The organism is Sorangium sp. So ce128 (assembly GCF_051525245.1).
GTDB classification, from domain to species: domain Bacteria; phylum Myxococcota_A; class Polyangia; order Polyangiales; family Polyangiaceae; genus Sorangium; species Sorangium cellulosum_B.
Genome location: NZ_CP150313.1, coordinates 5,012,085 through 5,032,149, shown reverse-complemented (window position 1 = coordinate 5,032,149; position 20,065 = coordinate 5,012,085). Strand labels below are relative to the sequence as shown.

Here is a 20,065-nt window from a genome sequence, read left to right as displayed (position 1 = left end):
CGTGGCGCGGCGGCAGGATCACGCAGCGCGGCGGCGCTTCGCGAAGTACGCCTTGATCGCCGCGACCTCCTTCGCGGTGAGCGCGGCGATGGTCGGGACGACCTGCGCGGGATCGTGACCTGCCGCGACCCCGAACTCCCGTGGAAACTCGAGGAAGGTCTTACCCGGTTCGGTCGTGATGCGCCGGAGCCGGTAGGTCCCGGTGTATCGTTCGATGCCGAAGAGTTGCCCGTAGAGCCGGTAGGTGACGGTGTGCTTGGTCTCGGAGCGCGCGACCACCTCTTCCAGCGAGCTTTCCCCCGAGACGAGCGTGAATGCGAACCGCGAGGGCACCTTCTCCGCGGAGCCGCCCTCCACGTAGCCGTACTCCTTGACGTTGTCCCCGAAGACGACGGGGATGAGCTTCGTGATATCGCGGACCTCTTGCCAGACCTCCTCGATGGGGGCGTCCAGCACCGCCGAGTCGTAGACGTGATAACGCGCGTCGATCATGGCTCCCTCCTCCCGATGCCGCAGGCGCGACACCGCCATGCGCGGCGGAGCGATGCTATCAGGGGATGTCGCGGCCTCTCGAGCGCGCCCTCGTCACGGCGGCGTGCGCTCGGGAAGGCGAGATGCGCCGTCGTGAACGGACGACCCGGGTGGTCGCGCGCCAGCAGGCCCGAGCCCTGGCCGCCCCCAGCGGAGTCGATCCGTCGCGGACCCGTCGCTCGCGCCCGCTTCAGCGCACGCGATCCGTTGCTGCCGCCCGGGCGCAGGCCCCTCGCGCGCACTCGATCCGTCGAAGACCTCCGGCGGCGGGCCCCTCGCGCGCACTCGATCCGTTGAAGACCCCCGGCGGCGGGCCCCTCCCAACGGTTGCGGTCCGTTGAAGACCCCCGGCGGCGGGCCCCTCCCAACGGTTGCGGTCCGTTGAGGCCCCCCGGCGCAGGCCCTTCCTAACGGTTACGATCCGTTGAGGCCCCCGGCGCAGGCCCTTCCTAACGGTTGCGATCCGTTGAGGCCCCCCGGCGCAGGCCACTCCAGCGGTTGCCATCGGACTCCGGCCCCCTGCTGCCATCCCTCGCGGAACCGTGGGGCTCCACCTCGGCCCCGCGCGCTCGGCCGAGGTCGCTGTGCATCACACGGAGCGGCGGCGCTTCGCGAAGTGCTCCTTGATGGCGACGATCTCCTTCGCGGTGAGGGCCGCGACCGACGGGACGACCTTCTCAGGCTCCTGGCCCGGCGCGACGCCGAACTCGCGGGGCCACTCGAGGAACGCCTTGCCCGGCTCGGTCGTGATGCGGTGGAGCCGGTACGTCGCGATGTACCCCTCGATGCCAAGGACCTGCCCGAGCAGCCGGTACGTGACGGAGTGCTCGGTCTCGGATCGCGCGACCACCTCCTCCACGGCCTTGTCTCCCGACGGATGGAGCGTGAACTCGAAGCGCGACGGGATCTTCTCCGCCGAGCCGCCGTCCACGTAACGGTAGTCCTTGACGCCGTCACCGAAGACGATCGGCAGGAGCTTGACGATATCTCGGAGCTCTCTCCACGCCTCTTCGATGGGGGCGTCCAGCACAGCTGAATCGTAGACGTGATATCGGGCGTCGAGCATCGGTGTACCTCCTCGCGGCGTCGCACGGGCGCGTGCAGATCTCCCCGCAGCGGTCGATGCTACCAGAGCGTCGCGTGTCGCCTCGAGCGCGCCCTCACGGGGCCGCGCGCAGATCCGCGCAGCAGCGGACGCCGGTCGAGTAGTCGAAATACGTGAAATCGTGCGATGCAACGCGCGCCATGCACCCCTCGCGTGTCGCGCGCGCATAGAACCCGCCGACGAACGTCCCCTCCGGATCGTCGATCCACTCGTCCAGATTGCCCACCATGTCGGCGACCGCGTCGTCCTCCCATGCGCTCGCGCACGTCGCGGTCTCGCCCGTCCGCCGCAAGAGCGGCGCCCCGGCGACGCGCACCAGGTTGAGCCGAGGGTCGCTGTGCCCGAGCGTCACGTCGCGGTGGAGCACGCCGGCCGGGTGGTGCTCGCGGAACACGTTGCACCGCCCGTCCGCGTAGGTCGGCCCGTACGGGAACTGCTCGTCTCGCTCGCCGCGGCACGCCGTCCGCCACTCGTCGAGCGAGCAGAGCCGCTTGCCCGCGTTCCGACACGCGAGATCCGCCTGCGCGCCGGTCGTGTAGCCCTGCGGGAGCACGCCCTTGCGCGACACCGCGCGCGGCTCGAACTCGCGCTGCTTCTGCCAGCCGGGCAGGAGCGGCAGCTCCATGCGGCGCGCCTCGTCGTCCCCGAGCTGCAGCCGCATCTTCGACCACACACGCTCGACGGACGCGGCCGCCTGGCGCGACGGAGGATAGAACGCCGAGATCTCGAGCCCCGTCTCCTTGTCGAGCAGCACCGCCTCGTAGCGATCGACGCAGAACCGGCGCGCGACCCGCACCATCTCCGGCGGACAGCGCGGCTCCGCCGGCGGCGCGAGCGCCCTCGGCCCCGGAGGCGCCCCCACGAGCGGCGGCGCCACGTCCGACGCCCCGGCCCCCGCGTCCGCCGCGCCGATTCCCGTGTCCGCCGCGCCAGGCCCCGCGTCCGCCACGCCGCGCTCTGGCTCCGAGCGGCAGCCCGTGAGCCCCGTCCACGCGAGCGCCGCGGCGCTGACGTAGGCGAGCGCCGCGGCCGCGAGGCGGCGGCAGGCGCGGGGCCGCGTGGAGCGCTCGGCGGATCGCGCCGGCGTCGGGTCAGCGGATCGCGCCGGCATACGGGTCGATGGACGCGGGCTCGCGGCAGAAGAAGCGGCGGAGCACGAGGTAGTGATGGATCGGCAGGAGCCGCGTCTCCTCCTTCATCGACAGCCCCATCCGGCTGATCTCGGCGCCCGGGAACGGCGTCTTCGGATAGCAACGGACGATCCCGGAGAGCGCCTCGTACTCGTCGAGCAGCCCGAGCACGTGCCCCACCTCGTGGGCGAGCACGGGCAGCGACCAGCCGGCCCGCATCGCGCTGAAGTACGGCGTCCTGCCGCACGTCGGCGAGAGCGGCACCGCGAGGTCGACCCGGAGCGCCCGCGCGCGCGCCTCGTCCGCCAGCACGAAGTCGAAGTCGTAGCGCACCGGCAGCCCGAAGGCGCGCGCGTCGCGGTTCCAGTACCCCTCGGCCTCGTCCGACCAGCGCGCGAGCAGCGCGCGGATCGCGGCCGGCGTCGCCCTCGCCGTGAACACGCCGGAGCCCGGGCAGGCGTCCGTCGATCCCGAGCGCGCATACGGCGTCCCGCGGCACGCGATCGCGCCCCCGAGCCGGGCGGAGAGCCCGCAGTCGGGCAGCTCGAGCCAGCCCGCGCCCTCCGGCGGGTCGACCGCGATGCGCACGTCGACCTCCCAGGCGCCGCCGCGCCGCCGCACGAGGTAGCTCATCGGGCCGAAGAAGAGGCCGTAGTGCGGCATCACCCCGGCGATCCGCCGCTCCCCCTCCGGCACGTCGCCGCGCGCCCCGGAAAAGACGCGGCGCGGAGCCGGCTGGCACAGGTACGCGTCCTTCGCGATCGCGTCGGCCAGGATGCCCCGGAACGTCGCTTCCCGCCCTTCGAGGACCGCGCCGCTCATCGCCTCGAGCTCGGCGGCGATCGCCTCGACCGGGAGCTCGCGCCCGGAGGCCACATCACCCGCCGCGCCGGCCCCCGCGCGCGGAGCCCCCCCGCAGCCGGACGCCCCCAGCGAGAGCGCCGCGAGCACGGGGAGCGCCCCGCGGCGCGGGTGGACGAGGACGCGCCACGGCGCCGGCGCGCCGCGCTGAACGCTTTGTCTTGCGCCTGCCGTCCGAAGCGAGTTACGTCGTGCATGGAACGCTGCACGCTGGCCGCGCGCCCCAGCCGCAGAGGCTACGCCGCCGGACGCCGTGCACGCAGGGGGGGCTCGCGTGGGCGTGGAGGTCAACCCCGCTCACTTACGGGGAGTTGAATGAAGAATCAACGCGTCCGAAGTGAAACCGTGGAACCGGCCGGGCGTAGTGACGCGTAGCCGATGGGCTCAGCGCGGTCGAGAGGCCGGCGAGACCCGACGGGCTCCAGCGCGCGGGCGCGCCATGCTGGCGAGGCGCGCGGTGGGCTCGGTGATCGCGACGAAGACGAGCGTGGAGGATCAGATGACGATCGACATGGGCAAGACGTTGGCGTTGACGGCGGTGTCGGGCATGGTGGCGGGCCTCGCGGGCTGCGCCTCGTCGCCTCCGCCCGCGCCCGAGACGGGCGCCGCCCCCGCGGCCGATGCGCCTCCGGCCGCGGCGCCGGAGAACGCCGCGAAGGCGTGCTGTGCCGGCAAGAACGAGTGCAAGGGCAAGGGCGGCTGCAAGAGCGACAGCCACGCGTGCGCCGGCCAGAACGAGTGCAAGGGCAAGGGCGGCTGCAAGCCGGCCGACTGCTCGTCGTAGGTTCGGCGCGCCCGGCCCGGCGGAATCCGGCAGATCCGCCGGATCCGCTGGGCCGTCGGGCCATGCCACGCGGATCCGCCGGATCCGCTGGGCCGTGAGGCGCCGCGGCGCATCCCTCCACCCCTGAGCAAGGCTCGCGGTGAACCATGGTGAACCCCGAACGGATGCGGCTGGGACTCCCCGACCTCGGCGTCGGCGTCGGGCTGCGCATCCCGCACTACCGGCACATCTTCGAGCACCGGCCCCGGGTCGACTGGTTCGAGATCATCAGCGAGAACTTCATGGTGGACGGCGGCATGCCGATCGCCAACCTCGAGCGCGTCCTCTCGAGCTACCGCCTCGTCCAGCACGGCGTCTCGCTGTCGATCGGCAGCACGGATCCGCTCGATTTCGACTACCTGCGCCGGCTGAAGGCGCTGCTCGCCAGGGTGGGCTCGCCCTGGGTGAGCGATCACCTGTGCTGGACGGGCGCGCACGGGATCAACCTGCACGACCTGCTCCCCTTGCCGTACACCGACGAGGCCGTGCGGCACGTCGCGGCGCGGGCGCGGGTGGTGCAGGACTTCCTCGAGGTCCGGCTCGCGCTCGAGAACGTGTCGAGCTACCTGACCTTCACGGCCAGCCGGATGAGCGAGTGGGAGTTCCTCTCGGCGGTCGCGGAGGAGGCCGACTGCGGCATCCTGCTCGACGTCAACAACGTCTACGTCTCCTCGTACAACCATGGCTTCGATCCGGAGGCCTACATCGACGGCGTGCCGCACCACCGGATCGTGCAGTTCCACCTCGCCGGCCATACGCACCAGGGCGCGTACATCCTCGACACCCACAGCGATCACGTGGTCGACGCCGTGTGGGCGCTCTACCGGCGCGCGGTCGCCCGCGCCGGCGACGTCTCGACGCTGATCGAGTGGGACGACGACCTCCCCTCGTTCGAGGTCCTCGCCGCCGAGGCGGAGAAGGCGCGGACGATCCGGCAGGAGGTGGCGCGTGCGCGCGCCGCCTGACCCCGCGCCCCCGGCCGGCCTCGCCGCCCTGATGGGCCAGCTCACCCGCATGTTCACGGCCGGCGCGCCGCTCCCGGACGACGCCGAGCTCGCCGGCCTGTGCCGCGAGCACGTCGCCGGGAGCGAGCGGCTCGCGCCCGCCGAGCAGGCCGACATCTACCGGCGGCAGTTCTGGCTGCGGCACAGGGACGCGCTCCGCGAGGACTACCCCGCGCTGGCGCACGTCCTCGGCGACGACGGCTTCGACGCGTTCGCGAGGGCCTACCTCGCAGCGCACCCGCCCGCGAGCTTCACGCTGCGCGACCTCGGGCGATACGTCGCCGATTTCGCGGGCGCCCACGAGGGGTTCCCCCCTGCCCTGCGGGATCTCGCGCGCGACGTGGCGCGGTACGAGCACGCCCTCGTCGATCTGTTCGACGGCGCCTCGCCCCCTCCGCTCGATCCGGCGAAGGTGACGGGCATGCCGGCGGACGGCTGGTCCACCGCCAGGATCGTCCTTCACCCGCTGCTCGCGCTGGTGCGGCTCGGCCACCCGGCGCACGTCCTCCGGAGCGAGCTCAAGCAGGGCCTGTCGCCCGCGCTGCCCGCGCCCCGCCCCGTCCGCCTCGCCGTGTTCCGCGGCGCCGATCTCACGATCCGCTTCGAGGAGCTCGAGCCGCCGGCGTTCGCCCTCCTCGAGGCGCTCGGGCGGGGCGTACCGCTCGTCCCGGCGTGTGAGGAGGTGGCGGCCGGAGCCCACGGAGCGGAGGCCTGCGGCGACGAGACGACGGGCGGCGGAGAGGGGGCGGGCGCGGCGCTGGCCGAGCGCGTCGGCGTGTGGTTCCAGCGATGGACGAGCTGGGGGCTCATCGTCGACGTCGTGCCGGGCGCCCGCGCTGAAGGCGGCTAAGATGGCGCGGTGACCACCATCGTCCAGCGCACGCTCGAGATCCGCACGAACGGCCGGGGTTTCGTCGACATCACGCGCGAGGTCGCGGGCGTCGTCGCCGGCGCGGGCGTCGACGTCGGGCTCTGCGCCGTGTTCCTGCAGCACACGTCCGCGAGCCTCATCCTCCAGGAAAACGCCGATCCGGCCGTCCTCCGCGACCTGGAGCGCTGGATGTCCCGCCTCGCCCCGGAGAGCCGCGAGTACGAGCACGACGACGAGGGCCCCGACGACATGCCGGGCCACCTCAGGAGCGCCATCACCCGCTCGAGCGAGGTGATCCCGATCTCCGGCGGCCGCCTCGCGCTCGGGACCTGGCAAGCCCTGTATGTCTGGGAGCACCGTAGTTCTCCCCACGCGCGCCGTGTGGTAGTGACCGTGACCGGCACCACAGCCGGGGGTTGAGTGGTATACTTTGCGGCGTTCGCGTACGGACGAGCACGAGCAGTGGACGAGTGCTGGATGAGCCCTGGATGAGCTCGGCGCCCCTCGGGGGCCGCTTGCCCGCCGCGTACGGCAGGGCCTGATCGGTCGCCAGCGCGCCACGCGATCCCCTCACCTTTCAGCGGAACCAGCGGGAAGAGAGCGATGAGCCTTCAGACGACGTTCATGGGAATCTTCGACACTGCCCGGATCTGCTTTCCGACCGTGGTGGACGCGATGATCGGGCGTGTGACCCTCGAGCGCTGCGATGAGCGGCTGGACTGGTGGGCGCGCAAGGTGCTCGAGGACGCGGACGTGGATCTGGTGGTGCGCGGGCGCGAGCACGCCTCTGGCGCGCGGCCGTTCGTCGTGATGTCGAACCACCAGAGCCTCTTCGACATCCCGGTGGTGTTCCGCGCGATCCCCGGGCGGCTCCGGATGATCGCCAAGAAGGAGCTGTTCAACGTGCCGATCTTCGGCCAGGCGATGAAGGCGGCGGGGTTCATCCGGATCAACCGGAGCGATCACGTCCAGGCCAGCGCGAGCCTGCAGGTGGGCGCGTCCATGCTGCAGGACGGGACCCGGGTCTGGATCGCGCCGGAGGGGACGCGGAGCAAGACCGGCGCGCTCCTCCCGTTCAAGAGCGGCGGCTTCCGGATGGCGATCGAGACCAACACGCCCATCCTCCCGGTGGCGATCGACGGCACGCGGCACGTGCTCCGGGCCAAGGATTTCGTGGTGCAGGAGCACCACCGGGTGGTGGTCACGATCATGCCGCCGATCGATCCGGCGCCCTACGGCGCCGGGGGCCGCAACCGGCTGATGCGGGACGTGAGGGCGGCGATCGCAGGGGCGCTCGGCCACGATCCTGGGCTGGTCCACCGCGGCGCGGGCGTCGCGACGTCGGCGGCGTAGGGCGCCGGCCGGTGGGGGTACTTGGCCGAAGGTGATGTCTTTTGGCGTCTTTGGGCGCCTTGGCGGTTCCATCATTCCGGCAGGGCGGAGGAATTCCCCCGTCAGCCGTTCAACTCGGATCACTCCGACCGCCGCTCCGGCACCTGTTCGCCCGGCTTGGCCGCGCTCTCCGGGGCCTCCGCCCGGGAGCGGTGCTCCTCCGGCGGAGACGGCCGGAGCGCCCAGGGGCCGCGCGCCAGCGCCGCGCCGCCTTGGTCCCCGCCGGCCGGGAGGTGCTCCGCCGTGAGCCAGCTCCAGAAGGCCTCGGCCCAGCGCGCGCCGCCGACCTCGTTCGGGTGGATCTTGTCCTTCTGGCGCGGGAGGGGGCCCGGCACCAGCGCGTCGGAGTCGAAGAAGCGGCACGGGGCCGAGTTCGTCCGGATCACGTCGATGATGCCGGTGTCCTTGCGCCAGAGCGGCGGCGACACCCACACGCACGGACGACCGCCGATCGCCTTGACGATGCGGCGGATCGCGCCGGCGTGGGCCGGCGGGTTGACGTTCTCCACCTCGTTGGCGCCCAGGCTGATGATCACGAGGTCCGGCTGGTAGTTCGCGACCAGGAGCTCCATCCTGGAAGCCCACGTCACCGTGTACGAGCTGGTCTCTGCCTTCACCGCGTAGCGCACGCGGTGCTCCTGCATCCTCGGGCGGAGCGCCTGCGCGAAGCCCGCCACCGCGAACGAGTCGCCGACGTGGAGGACCGCCGTGTTGGGCGGAACCGCAAACTCGGGGGGCGCGGCGGCCAGCGGCGCGGCAGCGGCCTCGACCGGCGCGGAGGCCTCGGGCGGGCGGGCGGCGGCCGGCGCGGAGGCCTCCGACGGCGGCGCGGGCGTCGGCAAGGCCCCGGGGGATGGCGCGGGCGCCGGTGCGGCGCCGCACGCCATGCCCGCCGCGGCAACCCCGGCGAGCGCCCATCTCCTGACCCGGATCTCCCTGCCCATGCTCGCTCCCGGCGCCGCGTCCGCGCGGCCGCGTGCGCGGCGCGCACTCTACGGCCGGCCGCGTCCGCACGGCAATCATTGAGCGAACGGCCCGCACGGCTTATTACATGCGCATGAGCTTCCGTCTGTTTGGAGTCTCGGTCGACGTCCAGCTCGGGTTCTGGCTCTCCGCCGCCTTGCTCGGGTACGGAATCCTGGCCAGTCAGCAGTACCAGCTGTTCCTCGTCTGGATCCTCGTGGTCTTCCTGTCGGTCCTGATGCACGAGTTCGGCCACGCGCTCGCCATCAAGCGGCACCGGATCGAGCCGGAGATCACGCTCCACTTCATGGGCGGGACCACGACATGGCGCTCGCTCCTGCCCCTCGGGCGGCTCCAGCACGTGCTGATCAGCCTGGCAGGCCCCTTCGCCGGCTTCTTCGTCGCCGGGGTCCTCCACCTCGTGCTCAGCTACGTGCCGGCGCTCTACGCCCTCCCGACGCTGGTGCTGAACGGGATGGAGATGCTCATCAAGGTCAACGTGTGGTGGGGCGTCCTCAACCTGATCCCCGTGCTCCCGTTCGACGGCGGCCACGTCCTCGAGCACGCGCTCGGCCCGCGGCGAGCCCGGCTGACGGCGGCCATCTCGGGTATCGCCGCCGTGATCCTCGCCATCTTCTTCCTGAGGGCGGGGTTCTTCTTCTTCTCGTTCATCCTCGTCATGTCCGCGTTCCAGAGCCTGCAGCGGTTCCGCAGCGAGCCGGCGGTGCCGTCGCCCTCCGCGAACCGCCGGCGAGCGGAGTTCCAGGAGGAGTCGATGCCGCCCGAGACGGCCGTCCTGCTCCAGCGGTCGCGCCGGGCCGTGGAGGACGAGCGGACGGGCGAGGCGATGGCGCTCTCGGCGGAGGTGCTCGCGCAGTCGCCGGCGCCACCGAAGCGCGCGCTCCGGGAGGCGCACGAGCTCATCGGCTGGTCGCATCTGCTCCTCGGCGATACGAAGCGCGCGGGGGAAGCGCTCGCGCAGGCGCGCAAGCAGGGCGAGCCCGACCCGGCGCTGGTCGGCGCGATTCACCTCGCGCTCGGGGAGCTGAAGCAGGCGCGGAAGGTGCTCGAGGCGGCCCGGGAGGCCGGCGACGACCGGAAGGAGGTCGCGGGCCCGTTGATCCGGGTGCTCGTGGAGCAGGGCGAGGCGGCGCGGGCCGCGGCCGTGGCGCTGGACATCGTGGAGCAGCTCTCGGAGGACGACGCGCGGAGGATGGCGGAGATCGCGTTTGAGCGCGGCGCGTTCGACTGGTCGGCGCGGCTCTACGAGGCGATCTTCCGCCGCGTGGGCCTCGGCGAGGACGCGTACGGCGCGGCGCGCGCGAGCGCCAAGGACGGGAACCTCGAGGGGGCGCTCGATCTGCTCCGGCGCGCGGTGGAGGCCGGGTTCTCGGATCGGGCGCGGGCGTGGTCGGACTCGGCGCTCGAGGCGCTCCGGGGCTCGGCGCTCGAGGCGCTGCTGCCGCGCCCGTGACCGGCTAGGCTCCGCCGCGTGCGCATCCAGGTGCCTTTCCTCCGCGTGGGGCCGATCGAGGTCCCTCCCCCCGCCTACCAGTCCGAGGGAGCCGTCGGGCTCGATCTCTGCGCGGCCATCGAGGCGCCGGTGACGCTCGCGCCCGGGGAGCGGAAGCTCGTGCCCACGGGCTACGCGGTCGCCCTCCCCGACGGTCACGAGGGGCAGGTGCGGCCGCGCTCGGGGCTCGCGCTTCACCACGGCGTCACCGTGCTGAACAGCCCCGGGACGATCGATCCGGACTACCGCGGGGAGATCAAGGTCGTCCTGATCAACCTCGGCGCAGCGCCGTTCACGGTGCACCGCGGCGATCGGATCGCCCAGCTCGTGATCTGCCCGGTCGCCCTCGCGGACGTGGTCCTGGTCCCCGCGCTCGCGCCGACGGCGCGCGGCGCGGGCGGCTACGGATCGACGGGCGTGCAGCGCGAGGAGTGACAGAGCTCACCGCGACCTGAGCTCGTCGATGAGGAAGCTCCACACCGCAGCGACGCGGGGGACGTCGCGCAGGGCGCGGTGGCCGACGAGCCAGAGATCGTCCGTGGGCCACTCCGCCGCACTCGGCTCGAGCGCGCTCGCGAACCTCAGCGGCGCGAGGGCATGCACCTCCAGGTACGGCTCGGGGACCAGCAGGGCGCCGAGCCCGATCTCCGCGGCGGTGAGCTGCGAGACGAAGAAGCTCGTGCGCAGGGCGATCTCCGCCCCGGGGGCGTGGCGCGCGAGCCAGCGCGCCGCCGGGAAGCTGGTGAGGTCGCGATCCCAGGCGATCCACGGCACGGCGTCCCACGCCTCGACGGGGCCGGCGTGCTCCACGAGCTGCTCCGAGGCGGCGGCGACCCAGCGAGCCGACGCGAGCTTCGTCACGACGAGGTCGGCGCCCTCCGGCCGGATCGAGCGGAGGGCGAGGTCCGCCTCGTGCCGGGTGAGATCGAGCACGCGGACGGACGCGTCGAGCTCGACGCGGATCTTGGGGTGGAGGGCGCGGAGGCGCGGGAGCCTCCGGACCACGAACGAGTCGGCGAAGCCCGGCGCGACGCTGAGGCGCACGACGCCCTCGGCGTCGGCCTCGGCGCCCGAGGCGTCGCGCGCGAGGCGCCGGTGCGCGGCCTCCATCGCCTCGGCGGCGGGCAGGACGAGCTCGGCGACGCGCGTGGGGACGAGGCCGTCGCGGGTGCGGTCGAAGAGGCGCGCGCCGAGCGACGCCTCGAGCGCCGTCAAGCGGCGGCTGACGGTGGACGTGTCGAGGCCGAGGCGCGCGCCGGCCTGGCCCAGGCTCCCGTGCCGATGGACGGCGAGGAAGACGCGGACGTCGTCCCATCGCGTGTCGCCCAGGTCCTGCGGCTTCGCGGGCATGGGCTGCGCTAGCGGTCCGACGAGAACAGCCGGAACACCGCGATCCCGATGCCCAGAACCACGAGGCCCACCGCGACGTGGAAGAGCCCGATCGGGCCCACGCCGCCGATGGGGCCCACGCCGATGCGCTGGCCGCCGAAGAGCAGCGAGGCGGCCGCGAGATCGAGGAGGGTGATGACGACGCCCGCGCCGGCGAGCCGCACGGGCAACGCGAACATCGCCATGAGCTCCCCGGTGCTCAGGCTGGGGCGCGCGGGCGCGCGCTCCATCATCGGGGGCGGCATCCTCGACGGCGCATAGGACGGCCGCGCGAAGGGCGCGGGCGCGGGAGGAGACCAGTCGAGCGCGAGCGGCACGACCGGCTCGGTGGGGAGGCTGTGCGGCTGCAAGCGGCCGCCGCCGCGCTCCGGCAGGTGGAGCTCCCGGGCCGTCGCCTCCGCGAACGCCGCCGGCGCCGCGAGGGCGGTGCCCTGGAGGAGATCCTGCGACCGCGTCGATCCCGACGGCGAGGGCGATGCGGGCAACACCGAGGAGCGGACGCGGGCGGCGGCCGGCGCGTGGCTCCGGCTGGGCACCGCGATCGGCGGAGCGCTCCTCGGCAGCCCGAGCGCCTGCTCGACGTCGTCCCAGAACGCCCCGATGTCCCGGAAGCGCTCGCGCGGATCCACGGCCAGCGCCCGCCGGAAGGCGGCCTCCAGCGCGTCGGGCACGAAGATGCCCTCGCTCCTCGGCGTGGGGCGGCGCTTCTCGTCGAGCACCGTGCCCATCATCGCCACGTGATCCCCGCCGATGATCTCGCGGCCGGCGAGCGCCTCGACGACGGTCACGGCGAGCCCCCAGACGTCGGTCCAGGGGCCCGTCTTGCCGAAGCGCTTCGGCGCCCACTGCTCGGGCGCCCCGTAGGCGGGCGTGAACGCCGTCGAGAGGCCGCCCGACGTGGTGGCGGTCTGGCCGGCCATGACCGTCGCGGCGTCGCGGGCGCGGGCGATGCCGAAGTCGAGGATCTTGACGACCTCCGCGCCATGGATCTGGGCGAGGAAGATGTTCGCCGGCTTGAGATCGCGGTGGACCACGCACGTGGGGCCGCTCGGCCCGGGGAAATGGTGCGCCGCCTCGAGCGCGCGCGCGACCGGCGCGAGCAGCCGGATCACCTCCCCCGGCGCGAGCTGGGGCGCTCCCATCGCCGCGCGGGAGGCGATGTGGCTCGCGAGCGTGCGGCCCTCGAGCCACTCCAGCGCGATGAACGGCACGAAGGCGCCGGTCGCGGCCGAGATCACGTCGTGGTGCAGCGGCCTGACGACGGCAGGGATCGCGGCCGACAGGCGGAACAGAAGTTCCGCTTCCTCACGAAATTTTTCAAGAAACTGCACGCGCAGCTGCTCGGGCAGCGTCGCCGGGACCTTGAGGCACTTCAGCGCGACCGGCGCTCGAAACGCCTCGTGGTACGCCCGATAGACGACGCCGAACCCACCTTCGGCGACGACCCGCTCTACCTTGAACGCCCCCTGGGTCGTGCCGACGATCCCGAACACGTCATCGGCCATCCGCCCGAGGGTACACGAGCTCGACGAGGCTTCGAAAGGGCGCGGATGAACGGGCGATGCACGGACCGTGCTCGCACCACCGCCCACCCGCCCAGGCCCCGAGGCGCGCCACCTGCCCCGGCGCCGCCACACCCCCGGCGCCACCGACCGTCCGCCCAGGCCACACTCGGTGGTCCGTTTTACGCCGCATCGCGCTACGCTGGCCGCCATGCCGCCGCGCCGCCGTGAGGTCGATCGACCTCTTCGCAAAGAAGTTCGCCTGCTTGGACGCCTGCTCGGGGAAGTGTTGATCGAGCAGGAGGGAGAAGAGCTCTTCGCCATCGAAGAGCGCATCCGCACGCTCGCCATCCGCCGGCGCCGCGGCCCCAGCGACGGGCGCGCGCACGCGGCCGCGGAGCTCAGCAAGCTGCTCGCGGAGCTTCCCCACGATCGCCTCGAGCCCGTCATCCGCGCGTTCACCGTCTACTTCCGGCTCGTCAACCTCGCGGAGCAGCACCACCGCATCCGCCGCGCGCGCGCGTACGCGACGGATCCCGGAGCGCGGCCGCAGCGCGGCTCGCTCGAGGCCGCGATGCACACGCTCAAGAAGGCCGGCGTCCCCGCGGAGCGCGTGCGCGCCGCGCTCAGGACGCTCGACGTCACGCTCACCTTCACCGCGCACCCGACCGAGGCGGCGCGGCGCACCGTCCTCGAGAAGCTCTACCGCATCGCGAGGAACCTCGAGGAGCGCGATCGCTGCAAGCTGACGCCCGACGAGTCGGCGAGTAAGCTCGCCCAGATCCGCGAGGAGATCACCGCGCTCTGGCAGACCGACGAGGTGCGCCGCGATCGCCCCACCGTCGGCGATGAGGTGAAGAACGTCGCCTGGTACATCGAGGAGATCCTCTGGGATCTGCTCCCCGACCTGCCCGCGGCGATCGGGCGCGCGTTCGAGGCCGCGTACGGCGAGCCGCTGGACGCCGAGATCGTGCCGCTCCGGATCCACTCGTGGGTCGGCGCCGACATGGATGGCAACCCGTTCGTCGTGCCCGCCGTGCTCGAGGACGCGCTGTTCGCCTACCGGACCCGCGGGCTGCGCCGGCTCATCCGGGCGGCGCGCGACCTCGGCGGCGCGCTGTCGCAGTCGGTCCGGCACGTCACGCCGCCGCCCTGGCTGCTCGCCTCGATCGAGGAGGACGCCGCCGCGATGCCCGAGGTGGCCGCGCACTTCGGCCCGCGCACCGAGGGCGAGCCGTGGCGCCGCAAGCTGCACTTCATCGAGGCGCGCCTCACCGCCACGCTCGAGCACGCGGAGCACGGCCGCGCCGAGGCGCGCGCGCGCTCCGGGCAGGGCCCCACGCGCGAGGGGCGCGCCTTCGTGCGCCCGGAGGAGCCGACGCTGGCGGTCCCCTACCGCGAGCCCGCGGAGCTCGAGCGCGACCTCGCGGTCGTCGCGGACAGCCTGCGCGCCGCGCGCTGCGCGAGCTCGGGCGAGCGGCGCGCTCGGGCGCTGCTCTCGCAGGTGCGCGCGCTCGGCTTCGCGCTCGCGGAGCTCGAGATGCGCGCGCCGGCCGAGGACGCGCGCGCCGCGGCGCAGAGCCTCGCGGAGGGCCGCGTCGAGCCGGCGCAGATGACGCCCGAGGGGCGCCGCGTGTTCGAGGCGCTCCAGCGCATCGCCGCGGCGCAGCGCGACGGCGGAGAGTCGTCCTGCCGCACGCTCATCCTGTCGATGACCCAGAGCGAGCACGACGTGCTCGCCGCGCTCGCGAGCGCGAAGGCCGCAGGGCTGTGGGACGAGGCGCGCTCGTGCGCGCGGATCGACGTCGTCCCGCTGTTCGAGTCGCTCGGCGCGCTGAACGACAGCGCGAGGATCCTGCGCGCGCTGCTCGCGCACCCGGAGTACCGGCCGCACGTCCTCGCCCGCGGCGTGCAGGAGGTGATGATCGGCTACAGCGACTCCGGCAAGGAGGTCGGCCTGCTCGCGGCGAGCGCGGCGCTCCGGCGCGTGCAGGAGACGCTGCCGAAGATCGCCGCGGAGGCGGAGCTGCCGCTCCGCGTCTTCCACGGCCGCGGCGAGTCGGTGGCGCGCGGCGGCGGACCGGCGCACCAGGCGCTGCTCGCCCTGCCGGCCGGCAGCGTCGGCGGCCGCTACAAGGCGACCGAGCAGGGAGAGGCGCTCGACCACAAGTACGCGCGCCCCGAGCTCGCGATGCGCACGCTGGAGATCATGCTGAGCGGCGTGCTCCTGCACACGCTGGGCGCGCAGCCGCGGCCGCCCACCGCGTCCGAGCTGCGCTACGCCGCTGCGTTCGACGAGCTCGCCGAGACGGGCCGGCGCGCCTACCGCGCGCTCGTCTGGGAGGAGCCCAAGTTCGTGGAGTTCTTCACGGCCGTGACCCCGATCGACGAGATCGCGCGCCTGCCGCTCGGCTCGCGCCCGAGCAAGCGGCGCGCGGGCGGCCTGGAGTCGCTGCGCGCGATCCCGTGGGTCTTCGCGTGGACGCAGAACCGGGCCATCCTCCCGGGGTGGTACGGCGTCGGCAGCGGCCTGGAGGCGATGGGCCAGCGCCCCGAGGGCGCGGAGCTGCTGAAGGAGATGATGGCGTCGTGGCCGTTCTTCCGGGCGGTCATCGACAACGTCGAGATGGTGCTCGCGAAGGCCGACATGACGATCTTCGCGGGCTACGCGGAGCTCGCGCCGGCCGCCGCGCGCAAGGTGGTCGCGCCGCGGATCATCGCGGAATACAAGCGGACGCGGTCGTGGCTCAAGCGGCTCACGGGCAACCGGCGGCTGCTCGAGGGCAACCCGACGCTCCAGCGGTCCATCTCGCTGCGCAATCCTTACGTCGACCCCCTTTCATTCCTGCAAGTCGAGCTCCTGCGGGCGAGCCGCGGCGGCGACTCGGGGCGCGATCGCTCGCTCCTGCTCACGCTGAACGGCATCGCCGCCGGCATGCGCAACACGGGGTGAACGGCGCGCCCTCGACGCCACGCGCTCGCTCGACGCCGCGCGGCGCTGTCGTCCAACGCCGGGCGTCGTCAAACAACGAGCGCGAACGTGTGACAATCGCTCAGCCAACCTCGTCGTCGCGTGGTAGAAGGCCGGCGCCATGACCAGCATCGTCGAGTTCGGACGTCCCGACACCCTCCCGGCATCGGACAAGCGCCTGCTGCTCGTCTTCGACGGCGGCAACGCCCCTGGCTACTCCTCGGTCGCCGTCGCGCTGACCGAGGAGGCGGCGCGGCGAGGCTACGAGGTGTGGGCCGCGACCGAGGGCTTCCGCTCCCTGACCGCGGACGCGCGCGCCCAGCCCCAGTTCGAGCGCCTCATCATGAGCCGCCGCCAGCGCTACGATCTGCTCGCGCAGGGCATCCCTGCGCGCTCGATGGGGCGGCGTGTGCTCGACGCGGGCAGCGATTTCCGCAGCGAGCGCTACTCCGGCTTCCTCGATCGCGAGAAGCGCAAGCAGGCCGCCGCGACCTTCAAGGCGCAGGGGTTCACGCACCTCATCTGCGTCGGCGGCAACGGCACGTTCGAGGGCATCAAGGCGTGGCTCGACGAGTTCGAGGTGCGCCCGCAGGCCGGCTTCGTGAACGTCTCCATCGACAACGATCTGGAGGGCGATCGCGCGATCGGCTTCCTGTCCGGCGTGGAGACGGGCGCGACCATCGCGCGCGGGCTCTACGAGGACGCTTATACACACAAGCGCATCTACATCCTCGAGATGATGGGCAATCGCAGCGGGCGGCACGCGCTGCACTGCGCGGTGGCTGCCCGGGCGCACCTCATCGTGCTCCCCTTCTTCCGCTTCCCGCAGGACGTGCTGAGCGAGCTCGCCGACGGCCTCAAGCGCGCCGACTACGCGCTCGTGATCGTCGCCGAGGGCTACGAGGCCGAGCGCCGCCGCAAGGAGCACCCCGGCATGTCGGCGAGCGACTACCTGAAGATGCAGCTCGAGGGCGCGGGGCTCCGCGACTCACCGGACAAGCGCGTGATCGCGGAGCCGTTCAGCCGGTACATCCGCGGGATCCGCCCCGCCTTCCTCGACGTCTCGGCCGCCTTCCTCAAGGGGTCGCTGCTGCTCGCGGCCTTCGACGAGGGGCGCACCGAGGTGATGCCGTACGTGCTCGCCGCGAACGACGTCGGCGTGCTCGACTTCGCCTCCGTGCGCCGCGAGGACGGCGTGGAGCGGGCGTTCCTGCCGCTGCTCGACCGGCTCGACCTGAGCCGCTTCAAGACCTGGATCCTCGACCACTTCATCAGCCTCGGGGCGGCCCGACCGAGCCGCGCTCCGTAGCACGTCGGATGAGCTCCGCGCGCGGGCCGGGTGGACCACGCGCCGGATCGACGCGGCGCCCTCGCAGGCTCACGCGACCGCTCGGGTCAGCGTGCCCGCGAGGTGCTCGCGCGCCCAGTCCTCGAAGCGCCGCCACCCGACCTCCGGGTAGGCGGCGTGGAGCGCCCCGAGGTCCACGCCGTGACCGCCGCGCGTGAGCCAGCGGAACATGGCCGCGAGGTCCTCGCTGCGCGCGCGCACCTCGGCGAGCGGCACCTCGGCGTAGCGGATCTCGCGGCCGGCCACGCGGGACAGCGCCGAGACGGCCTCGGCGCCGGTGAGCTCGTCGGACGCGAGCTCGATCCGGTGCCCGAGGAAGTCGCGCCGGCGCTCGAGCACGAGCGCCGCGAAGCGCCCCACGTCGTCGGCCGCGATCTGCTGTAGCGGGCAGCCCGCCGGGAGCGGGGCGGCGTACACGCCGCGCCGGAGGCCGAGGAGCGCCGCGGGCGTGAGCAGGTTCTCCATCAGGCACACCGGGGCGAGGATCGTGCAAGGGACGCCGAGCGCGGTGATGTGCCGCTCGACGGTCGCCTTGCTCTCGAAATGGGGGACGCCCGTGCCCCGGTCGGCGCTCGCGACCGAGGTGTAGACGAGGTGCGCGCCGCCCGCGGCGCTCGCGCCCTCGGCGGCGGCGAGGCCGAGCCGCAGCTCCGCCTCGACGGCCGCGGGCCCGCCCTCGATCGGCGAGCCCATGGCGAAGACCGCGTCGACGCCGGCCGCCGCGCGCGCGATCGAGCGGGGCTCGTCGGCGCTGCCCTGGACGACCTCGACGCCGAGCTCGATGAGCCGCGCCGCGGTCGGATCGCCAGGCCTGGCGGAGAACGCGCGCACGCGGTGCCCGCGGGCGAGCAAGGCCCGCGCGACCGCCCCTCCCGGCGCCACCGTCGCCCCCGTCACGAGCGCCCGCATGGTCGCGCTATGGAGATCGGCGGCGCGCTTCGTAAGTCCCAGGGCGGGCCGCGCGAGCGCCGCCGCCTGGCGCGCGAGCGAGGCGCTTGCTCGCCTGCATGGCGTCACGCCGCGTTCGCCTGCGCCGTCAGGGCTGGCCGCTGATGACGCTCGCGATGGTGTAGGCGACCGCGGCGAGGGCGGCCGAGGCGGGGATCGTGAAGATCCAGGCCCAGACGATGCGCCCGGCGACGCCCCAGCGGACCGCAGAGAGGCGCCCGCTCGTGGCGCCGACGCCGACGATGGCGCCCGTGATCGTGTGGGTCGTGCTCACGGGGATGCCGAGCGCCGTGGCGCTGAACAGCGTCGCCGCGCCGGCCGTCTCGGCCGCGAAGCCGCCCACCGGCTTCAGCTTCGTGATCTTCATCCCCATGGTCTTCACGATGCGCCAGCCGCCGGAGAGCGTGCCGAGGCCCATCGCCGCGTGGCAGACGAGCACGACCCAGAGCATCGGCTTCGGGTCCTTGCCGCCCTCCTGGAGGCCCGCGGAGATGAGGAGGGCCGTGATGATGCCCATCGTCTTCTGGGCGTCGTTGCCGCCGTGCCCGAGCGAGTAGGCGGCGGCGGACAGCAGCTGCAGCCGCCGGAACCGGGAGCTCACCTTCCCGGGCGTCCAGCCCCGCGCGAGCCGCCGGATGGCGTGCATGAGCGAGAACCCGATGACCGCGCCGAGCAAGGGCGACACAAGGATGAACGCCGCCGTCTTGCCGAAGACCGTCGCGTCGAGCACCGACAGCCGCCCCGCGCTCTTCACCGCGGCCCCGGCGAACGCGCCCATGAGCGCGTGCGACGACGACGACGGCAGCCCCCACCACCACGTGAGCAGGTTCCAGATGATCGCGCCGAGCAGGCCGCCCAGGATGACGTTCGGCGTGATGAACCCCGGCTCGACGCCCTTCGCGATGTTCCGCGCCACTGTGGGCTCGAACAGCGCGAACGCGATGAAGTTGAAGGCGGCTGCCCAGAGCACCGCGGTGCGCGGCGACAGGACGCGCGTCGAGACGACCGTGGCGATCGAGTTCGCGGCGTCGTGAAAGCCGTTGATGTAATCGAACGCCAGCGCGATGATGAGGATGGCGAGGATGTAGGTCGTCATGCGTGCTCGAGCACGATGCCCTCGATGATGTTCGCGACGTCCTCGCAGCGGTCGGTCGCGTGCTCCAAGAGGTCATAGATATCGCGCCACTTCATCACGAGGAGCGGGTCGTTCCCCTTCTTGAAGAGCGCCGCCAACCCGTTGCGGTAGTGCGCGTCCGCCGCGTTCTCGATCTTGTTGATCTCGACGCAGAGCTCAAGGAGGTGCGGCTGTTTCTTAAGGTCCCTGAGCGACTGGATGGCGGAGCTCATGACGGTGCACGCGTCGACGACATCCTGCGCGAGCAGCCGCGCGTCCGGCAGGGCGCTGGTGATCTCGAAGAGCACGAGCCTCACGCTCGCCGCCTCGATGCAGTCGAGCACGTCGTCGAGGCGGGTGATGAGCGCGTGGATCTCCTCGCGATCGAGCGGCGTGATCCACGTCTGGTGGAGGGCGGCCAGACACTCGTGGGTGATCTTGTCGGCCTCGTCCTCGAGGTCGGAGATCCGCTGCACCAGGGCCGGGGCGTCGTCGAGCCGGTCGAGCATCTCCAGGAGGAGCTCGCTCGCTGCGACGCTCTTTCGCGCATGGTTGGCCAGCGCGTCGAAGAAGACTGCGTCACGGGTCAATCCCATGGGG

General features: G+C 72.9%; 18 protein-coding genes and 1 pseudogene. 9 read left to right on the top strand and 10 right to left on the bottom strand.

Annotated elements, in window-relative coordinates:
• Nucleotides 1-18 precede the first annotated feature (18 nt).
• The 4 genes from WME82_RS19180 to WME82_RS19165 form a co-directional block, all read right to left on the bottom strand.
• Nucleotides 19-492, bottom strand: coding sequence for an SRPBCC family protein (locus tag WME82_RS19180; RefSeq protein WP_437872844.1), 474 nt, complete (start codon nucleotides 490-492; stop codon nucleotides 19-21).
• A 628-nt stretch (nucleotides 493-1,120) separates the two neighbouring features.
• Complete coding sequence (locus WME82_RS19175) at nucleotides 1,121-1,597, bottom strand: SRPBCC family protein (protein WP_438044018.1); 477 nt, start codon at nucleotides 1,595-1,597, stop codon at nucleotides 1,121-1,123.
• A gap of 94 nt (nucleotides 1,598-1,691) precedes the next feature.
• Nucleotides 1,692-2,747 carry a hypothetical protein gene (locus tag WME82_RS19170; protein WP_438044017.1) on the bottom strand — a complete coding sequence of 352 codons (1,056 nt, stop codon included), beginning with the start codon at nucleotides 2,745-2,747 and terminating at the stop codon, nucleotides 1,692-1,694.
• Nucleotides 2,728-3,717: a hypothetical protein gene (locus WME82_RS19165; protein WP_438044016.1), complete on the bottom strand. Its 990-nt coding sequence runs from the start codon at nucleotides 3,715-3,717 to the stop codon at nucleotides 2,728-2,730. Before WME82_RS19165 ends, WME82_RS19170 begins: the two co-directional genes overlap by 20 nt.
• 376 nt (nucleotides 3,718-4,093) lie before the next feature.
• Between WME82_RS19165 and WME82_RS19160 the strand changes: the two genes are divergently transcribed.
• From WME82_RS19160 to WME82_RS19140, 5 genes are all read left to right on the top strand, one after another.
• On the top strand, nucleotides 4,094-4,411 hold the full coding sequence (locus WME82_RS19160; protein ID WP_437300493.1) for a hypothetical protein: 318 nt from the start codon (nucleotides 4,094-4,096) through the stop codon (nucleotides 4,409-4,411).
• A gap of 146 nt (nucleotides 4,412-4,557) precedes the next feature.
• Nucleotides 4,558-5,415 carry an MNIO family bufferin maturase gene (gene bufB, locus WME82_RS19155; RefSeq protein ID WP_438044015.1) on the top strand — a complete coding sequence of 286 codons (858 nt, stop codon included), beginning with the start codon at nucleotides 4,558-4,560 and terminating at the stop codon, nucleotides 5,413-5,415.
• Nucleotides 5,399-6,304, top strand: a complete 906-nt coding sequence (locus tag WME82_RS19150; RefSeq protein ID WP_438044014.1) for an HvfC/BufC family peptide modification chaperone — start codon at nucleotides 5,399-5,401, stop codon at nucleotides 6,302-6,304. Before bufB ends, WME82_RS19150 begins: the two co-directional genes overlap by 17 nt.
• A gap of 9 nt (nucleotides 6,305-6,313) precedes the next feature.
• Complete coding sequence (locus WME82_RS19145; RefSeq protein WP_437746927.1) at nucleotides 6,314-6,745, top strand: secondary thiamine-phosphate synthase enzyme YjbQ; 432 nt, start codon at nucleotides 6,314-6,316, stop codon at nucleotides 6,743-6,745.
• A gap of 183 nt (nucleotides 6,746-6,928) precedes the next feature.
• Nucleotides 6,929-7,678 carry a lysophospholipid acyltransferase family protein gene (locus WME82_RS19140; RefSeq protein ID WP_437746926.1) on the top strand — a complete coding sequence of 250 codons (750 nt, stop codon included), beginning with the start codon at nucleotides 6,929-6,931 and terminating at the stop codon, nucleotides 7,676-7,678.
• A gap of 119 nt (nucleotides 7,679-7,797) precedes the next feature.
• Here WME82_RS19140 and WME82_RS19135 read toward each other — a convergent pair whose 3' ends face one another.
• Nucleotides 7,798-8,661 carry an SGNH/GDSL hydrolase family protein gene (locus tag WME82_RS19135; protein WP_438044013.1) on the bottom strand — a complete coding sequence of 288 codons (864 nt, stop codon included), beginning with the start codon at nucleotides 8,659-8,661 and terminating at the stop codon, nucleotides 7,798-7,800.
• A gap of 113 nt (nucleotides 8,662-8,774) precedes the next feature.
• On the opposite strand from WME82_RS19135, the gene WME82_RS19130 reads away from it, so the two are divergent.
• Both WME82_RS19130 and dut read left to right on the top strand, forming a co-directional pair.
• Nucleotides 8,775-10,154 (top strand): M50 family metallopeptidase, encoded by a 1,380-nt coding sequence (locus WME82_RS19130; protein WP_438044012.1) that lies wholly within the window; start codon nucleotides 8,775-8,777, stop codon nucleotides 10,152-10,154.
• Between the two features lie 18 nt (nucleotides 10,155-10,172).
• Entirely contained in the window at nucleotides 10,173-10,628 is a 456-nt protein-coding gene (gene dut, locus WME82_RS19125; RefSeq protein ID WP_437746923.1) for a dUTP diphosphatase, read from the top strand.
• 6 nt (nucleotides 10,629-10,634) lie between these two features.
• Here the strand turns inward: dut and WME82_RS19120 are convergent, their stop codons facing one another.
• Both WME82_RS19120 and WME82_RS19115 read right to left on the bottom strand, forming a co-directional pair.
• Nucleotides 10,635-11,543: a LysR family transcriptional regulator gene (locus WME82_RS19120; RefSeq protein WP_438044011.1), complete on the bottom strand. Its 909-nt coding sequence runs from the start codon at nucleotides 11,541-11,543 to the stop codon at nucleotides 10,635-10,637.
• A 662-nt stretch (nucleotides 11,544-12,205) separates the two neighbouring features.
• Nucleotides 12,206-13,087, bottom strand: a pseudogene (locus WME82_RS19115) (serine/threonine-protein kinase); the annotation flags it as partial.
• A 208-nt stretch (nucleotides 13,088-13,295) separates the two neighbouring features.
• Between WME82_RS19115 and WME82_RS19110 the strand changes: the two are divergent.
• Both WME82_RS19110 and WME82_RS19105 read left to right on the top strand, forming a co-directional pair.
• The gene (locus tag WME82_RS19110) at nucleotides 13,296-16,037 is read left to right on the top strand and encodes a phosphoenolpyruvate carboxylase (protein WP_438044010.1); all 2,742 of its coding nucleotides are present in this window, start codon (nucleotides 13,296-13,298) and stop codon (nucleotides 16,035-16,037) included.
• A 139-nt stretch (nucleotides 16,038-16,176) separates the two neighbouring features.
• Nucleotides 16,177-17,364, top strand: coding sequence for a 6-phosphofructokinase (locus WME82_RS19105; protein ID WP_437746920.1), 1,188 nt, complete (start codon nucleotides 16,177-16,179; stop codon nucleotides 17,362-17,364).
• Nucleotides 17,365-17,433: 69 nt separating this feature from the next.
• On the opposite strand, the gene WME82_RS19100 is transcribed toward WME82_RS19105, so the two are convergent.
• The 3 genes from WME82_RS19100 to WME82_RS19090 form a co-directional block, all read right to left on the bottom strand.
• Nucleotides 17,434-18,312, bottom strand: coding sequence for an NmrA/HSCARG family protein (locus WME82_RS19100; protein WP_437748000.1), 879 nt, complete (start codon nucleotides 18,310-18,312; stop codon nucleotides 17,434-17,436).
• Nucleotides 18,313-18,439: 127 nt separating this feature from the next.
• Nucleotides 18,440-19,447 carry an anion permease gene (locus WME82_RS19095; RefSeq protein ID WP_437746919.1) on the bottom strand — a complete coding sequence of 336 codons (1,008 nt, stop codon included), beginning with the start codon at nucleotides 19,445-19,447 and terminating at the stop codon, nucleotides 18,440-18,442.
• On the bottom strand, nucleotides 19,444-20,061 hold the full coding sequence (locus WME82_RS19090; protein ID WP_438044009.1) for a DUF47 domain-containing protein: 618 nt from the start codon (nucleotides 20,059-20,061) through the stop codon (nucleotides 19,444-19,446). Before WME82_RS19090 ends, WME82_RS19095 begins: the two co-directional genes overlap by 4 nt.
• Nucleotides 20,062-20,065: the final 4 nt, after the last annotated feature.

Excerpts from the sequence above, each read along its gene's own strand:
- WME82_RS19180 (WP_437872844.1), bottom strand. The coding sequence starts at position 492 with ATGATCGACGCGCGTTATCACGTCTACGACTCGGCGGTGCTGGACGCC.
- WME82_RS19175 (WP_438044018.1), bottom strand. The coding sequence starts at position 1,597 with ATGCTCGACGCCCGATATCACGTCTACGATTCAGCTGTGCTGGACGCC.
- WME82_RS19170 (WP_438044017.1), bottom strand. The coding sequence starts at position 2,747 with ATGCCGGCGCGATCCGCTGACCCGACGCCGGCGCGATCCGCCGAGCGC.
- bufB (WP_438044015.1), top strand. The coding sequence starts at position 4,558 with ATGGTGAACCCCGAACGGATGCGGCTGGGACTCCCCGACCTCGGCGTC.
- WME82_RS19140 (WP_437746926.1), top strand. The coding sequence starts at position 6,929 with ATGAGCCTTCAGACGACGTTCATGGGAATCTTCGACACTGCCCGGATC.
- WME82_RS19135 (WP_438044013.1), bottom strand. The coding sequence starts at position 8,661 with ATGGGCAGGGAGATCCGGGTCAGGAGATGGGCGCTCGCCGGGGTTGCC.
- WME82_RS19130 (WP_438044012.1), top strand. The coding sequence starts at position 8,775 with ATGAGCTTCCGTCTGTTTGGAGTCTCGGTCGACGTCCAGCTCGGGTTC.
- WME82_RS19120 (WP_438044011.1), bottom strand. The coding sequence starts at position 11,543 with ATGCCCGCGAAGCCGCAGGACCTGGGCGACACGCGATGGGACGACGTC.
- WME82_RS19110 (WP_438044010.1), top strand. The coding sequence starts at position 13,296 with ATGCCGCCGCGCCGCCGTGAGGTCGATCGACCTCTTCGCAAAGAAGTT.
- WME82_RS19105 (WP_437746920.1), top strand. The coding sequence starts at position 16,177 with ATGACCAGCATCGTCGAGTTCGGACGTCCCGACACCCTCCCGGCATCG.
- WME82_RS19100 (WP_437748000.1), bottom strand. The coding sequence starts at position 18,312 with ATGCGGGCGCTCGTGACGGGGGCGACGGTGGCGCCGGGAGGGGCGGTC.
- WME82_RS19095 (WP_437746919.1), bottom strand. The coding sequence starts at position 19,447 with ATGACGACCTACATCCTCGCCATCCTCATCATCGCGCTGGCGTTCGAT.
- WME82_RS19090 (WP_438044009.1), bottom strand. The coding sequence starts at position 20,061 with ATGGGATTGACCCGTGACGCAGTCTTCTTCGACGCGCTGGCCAACCAT.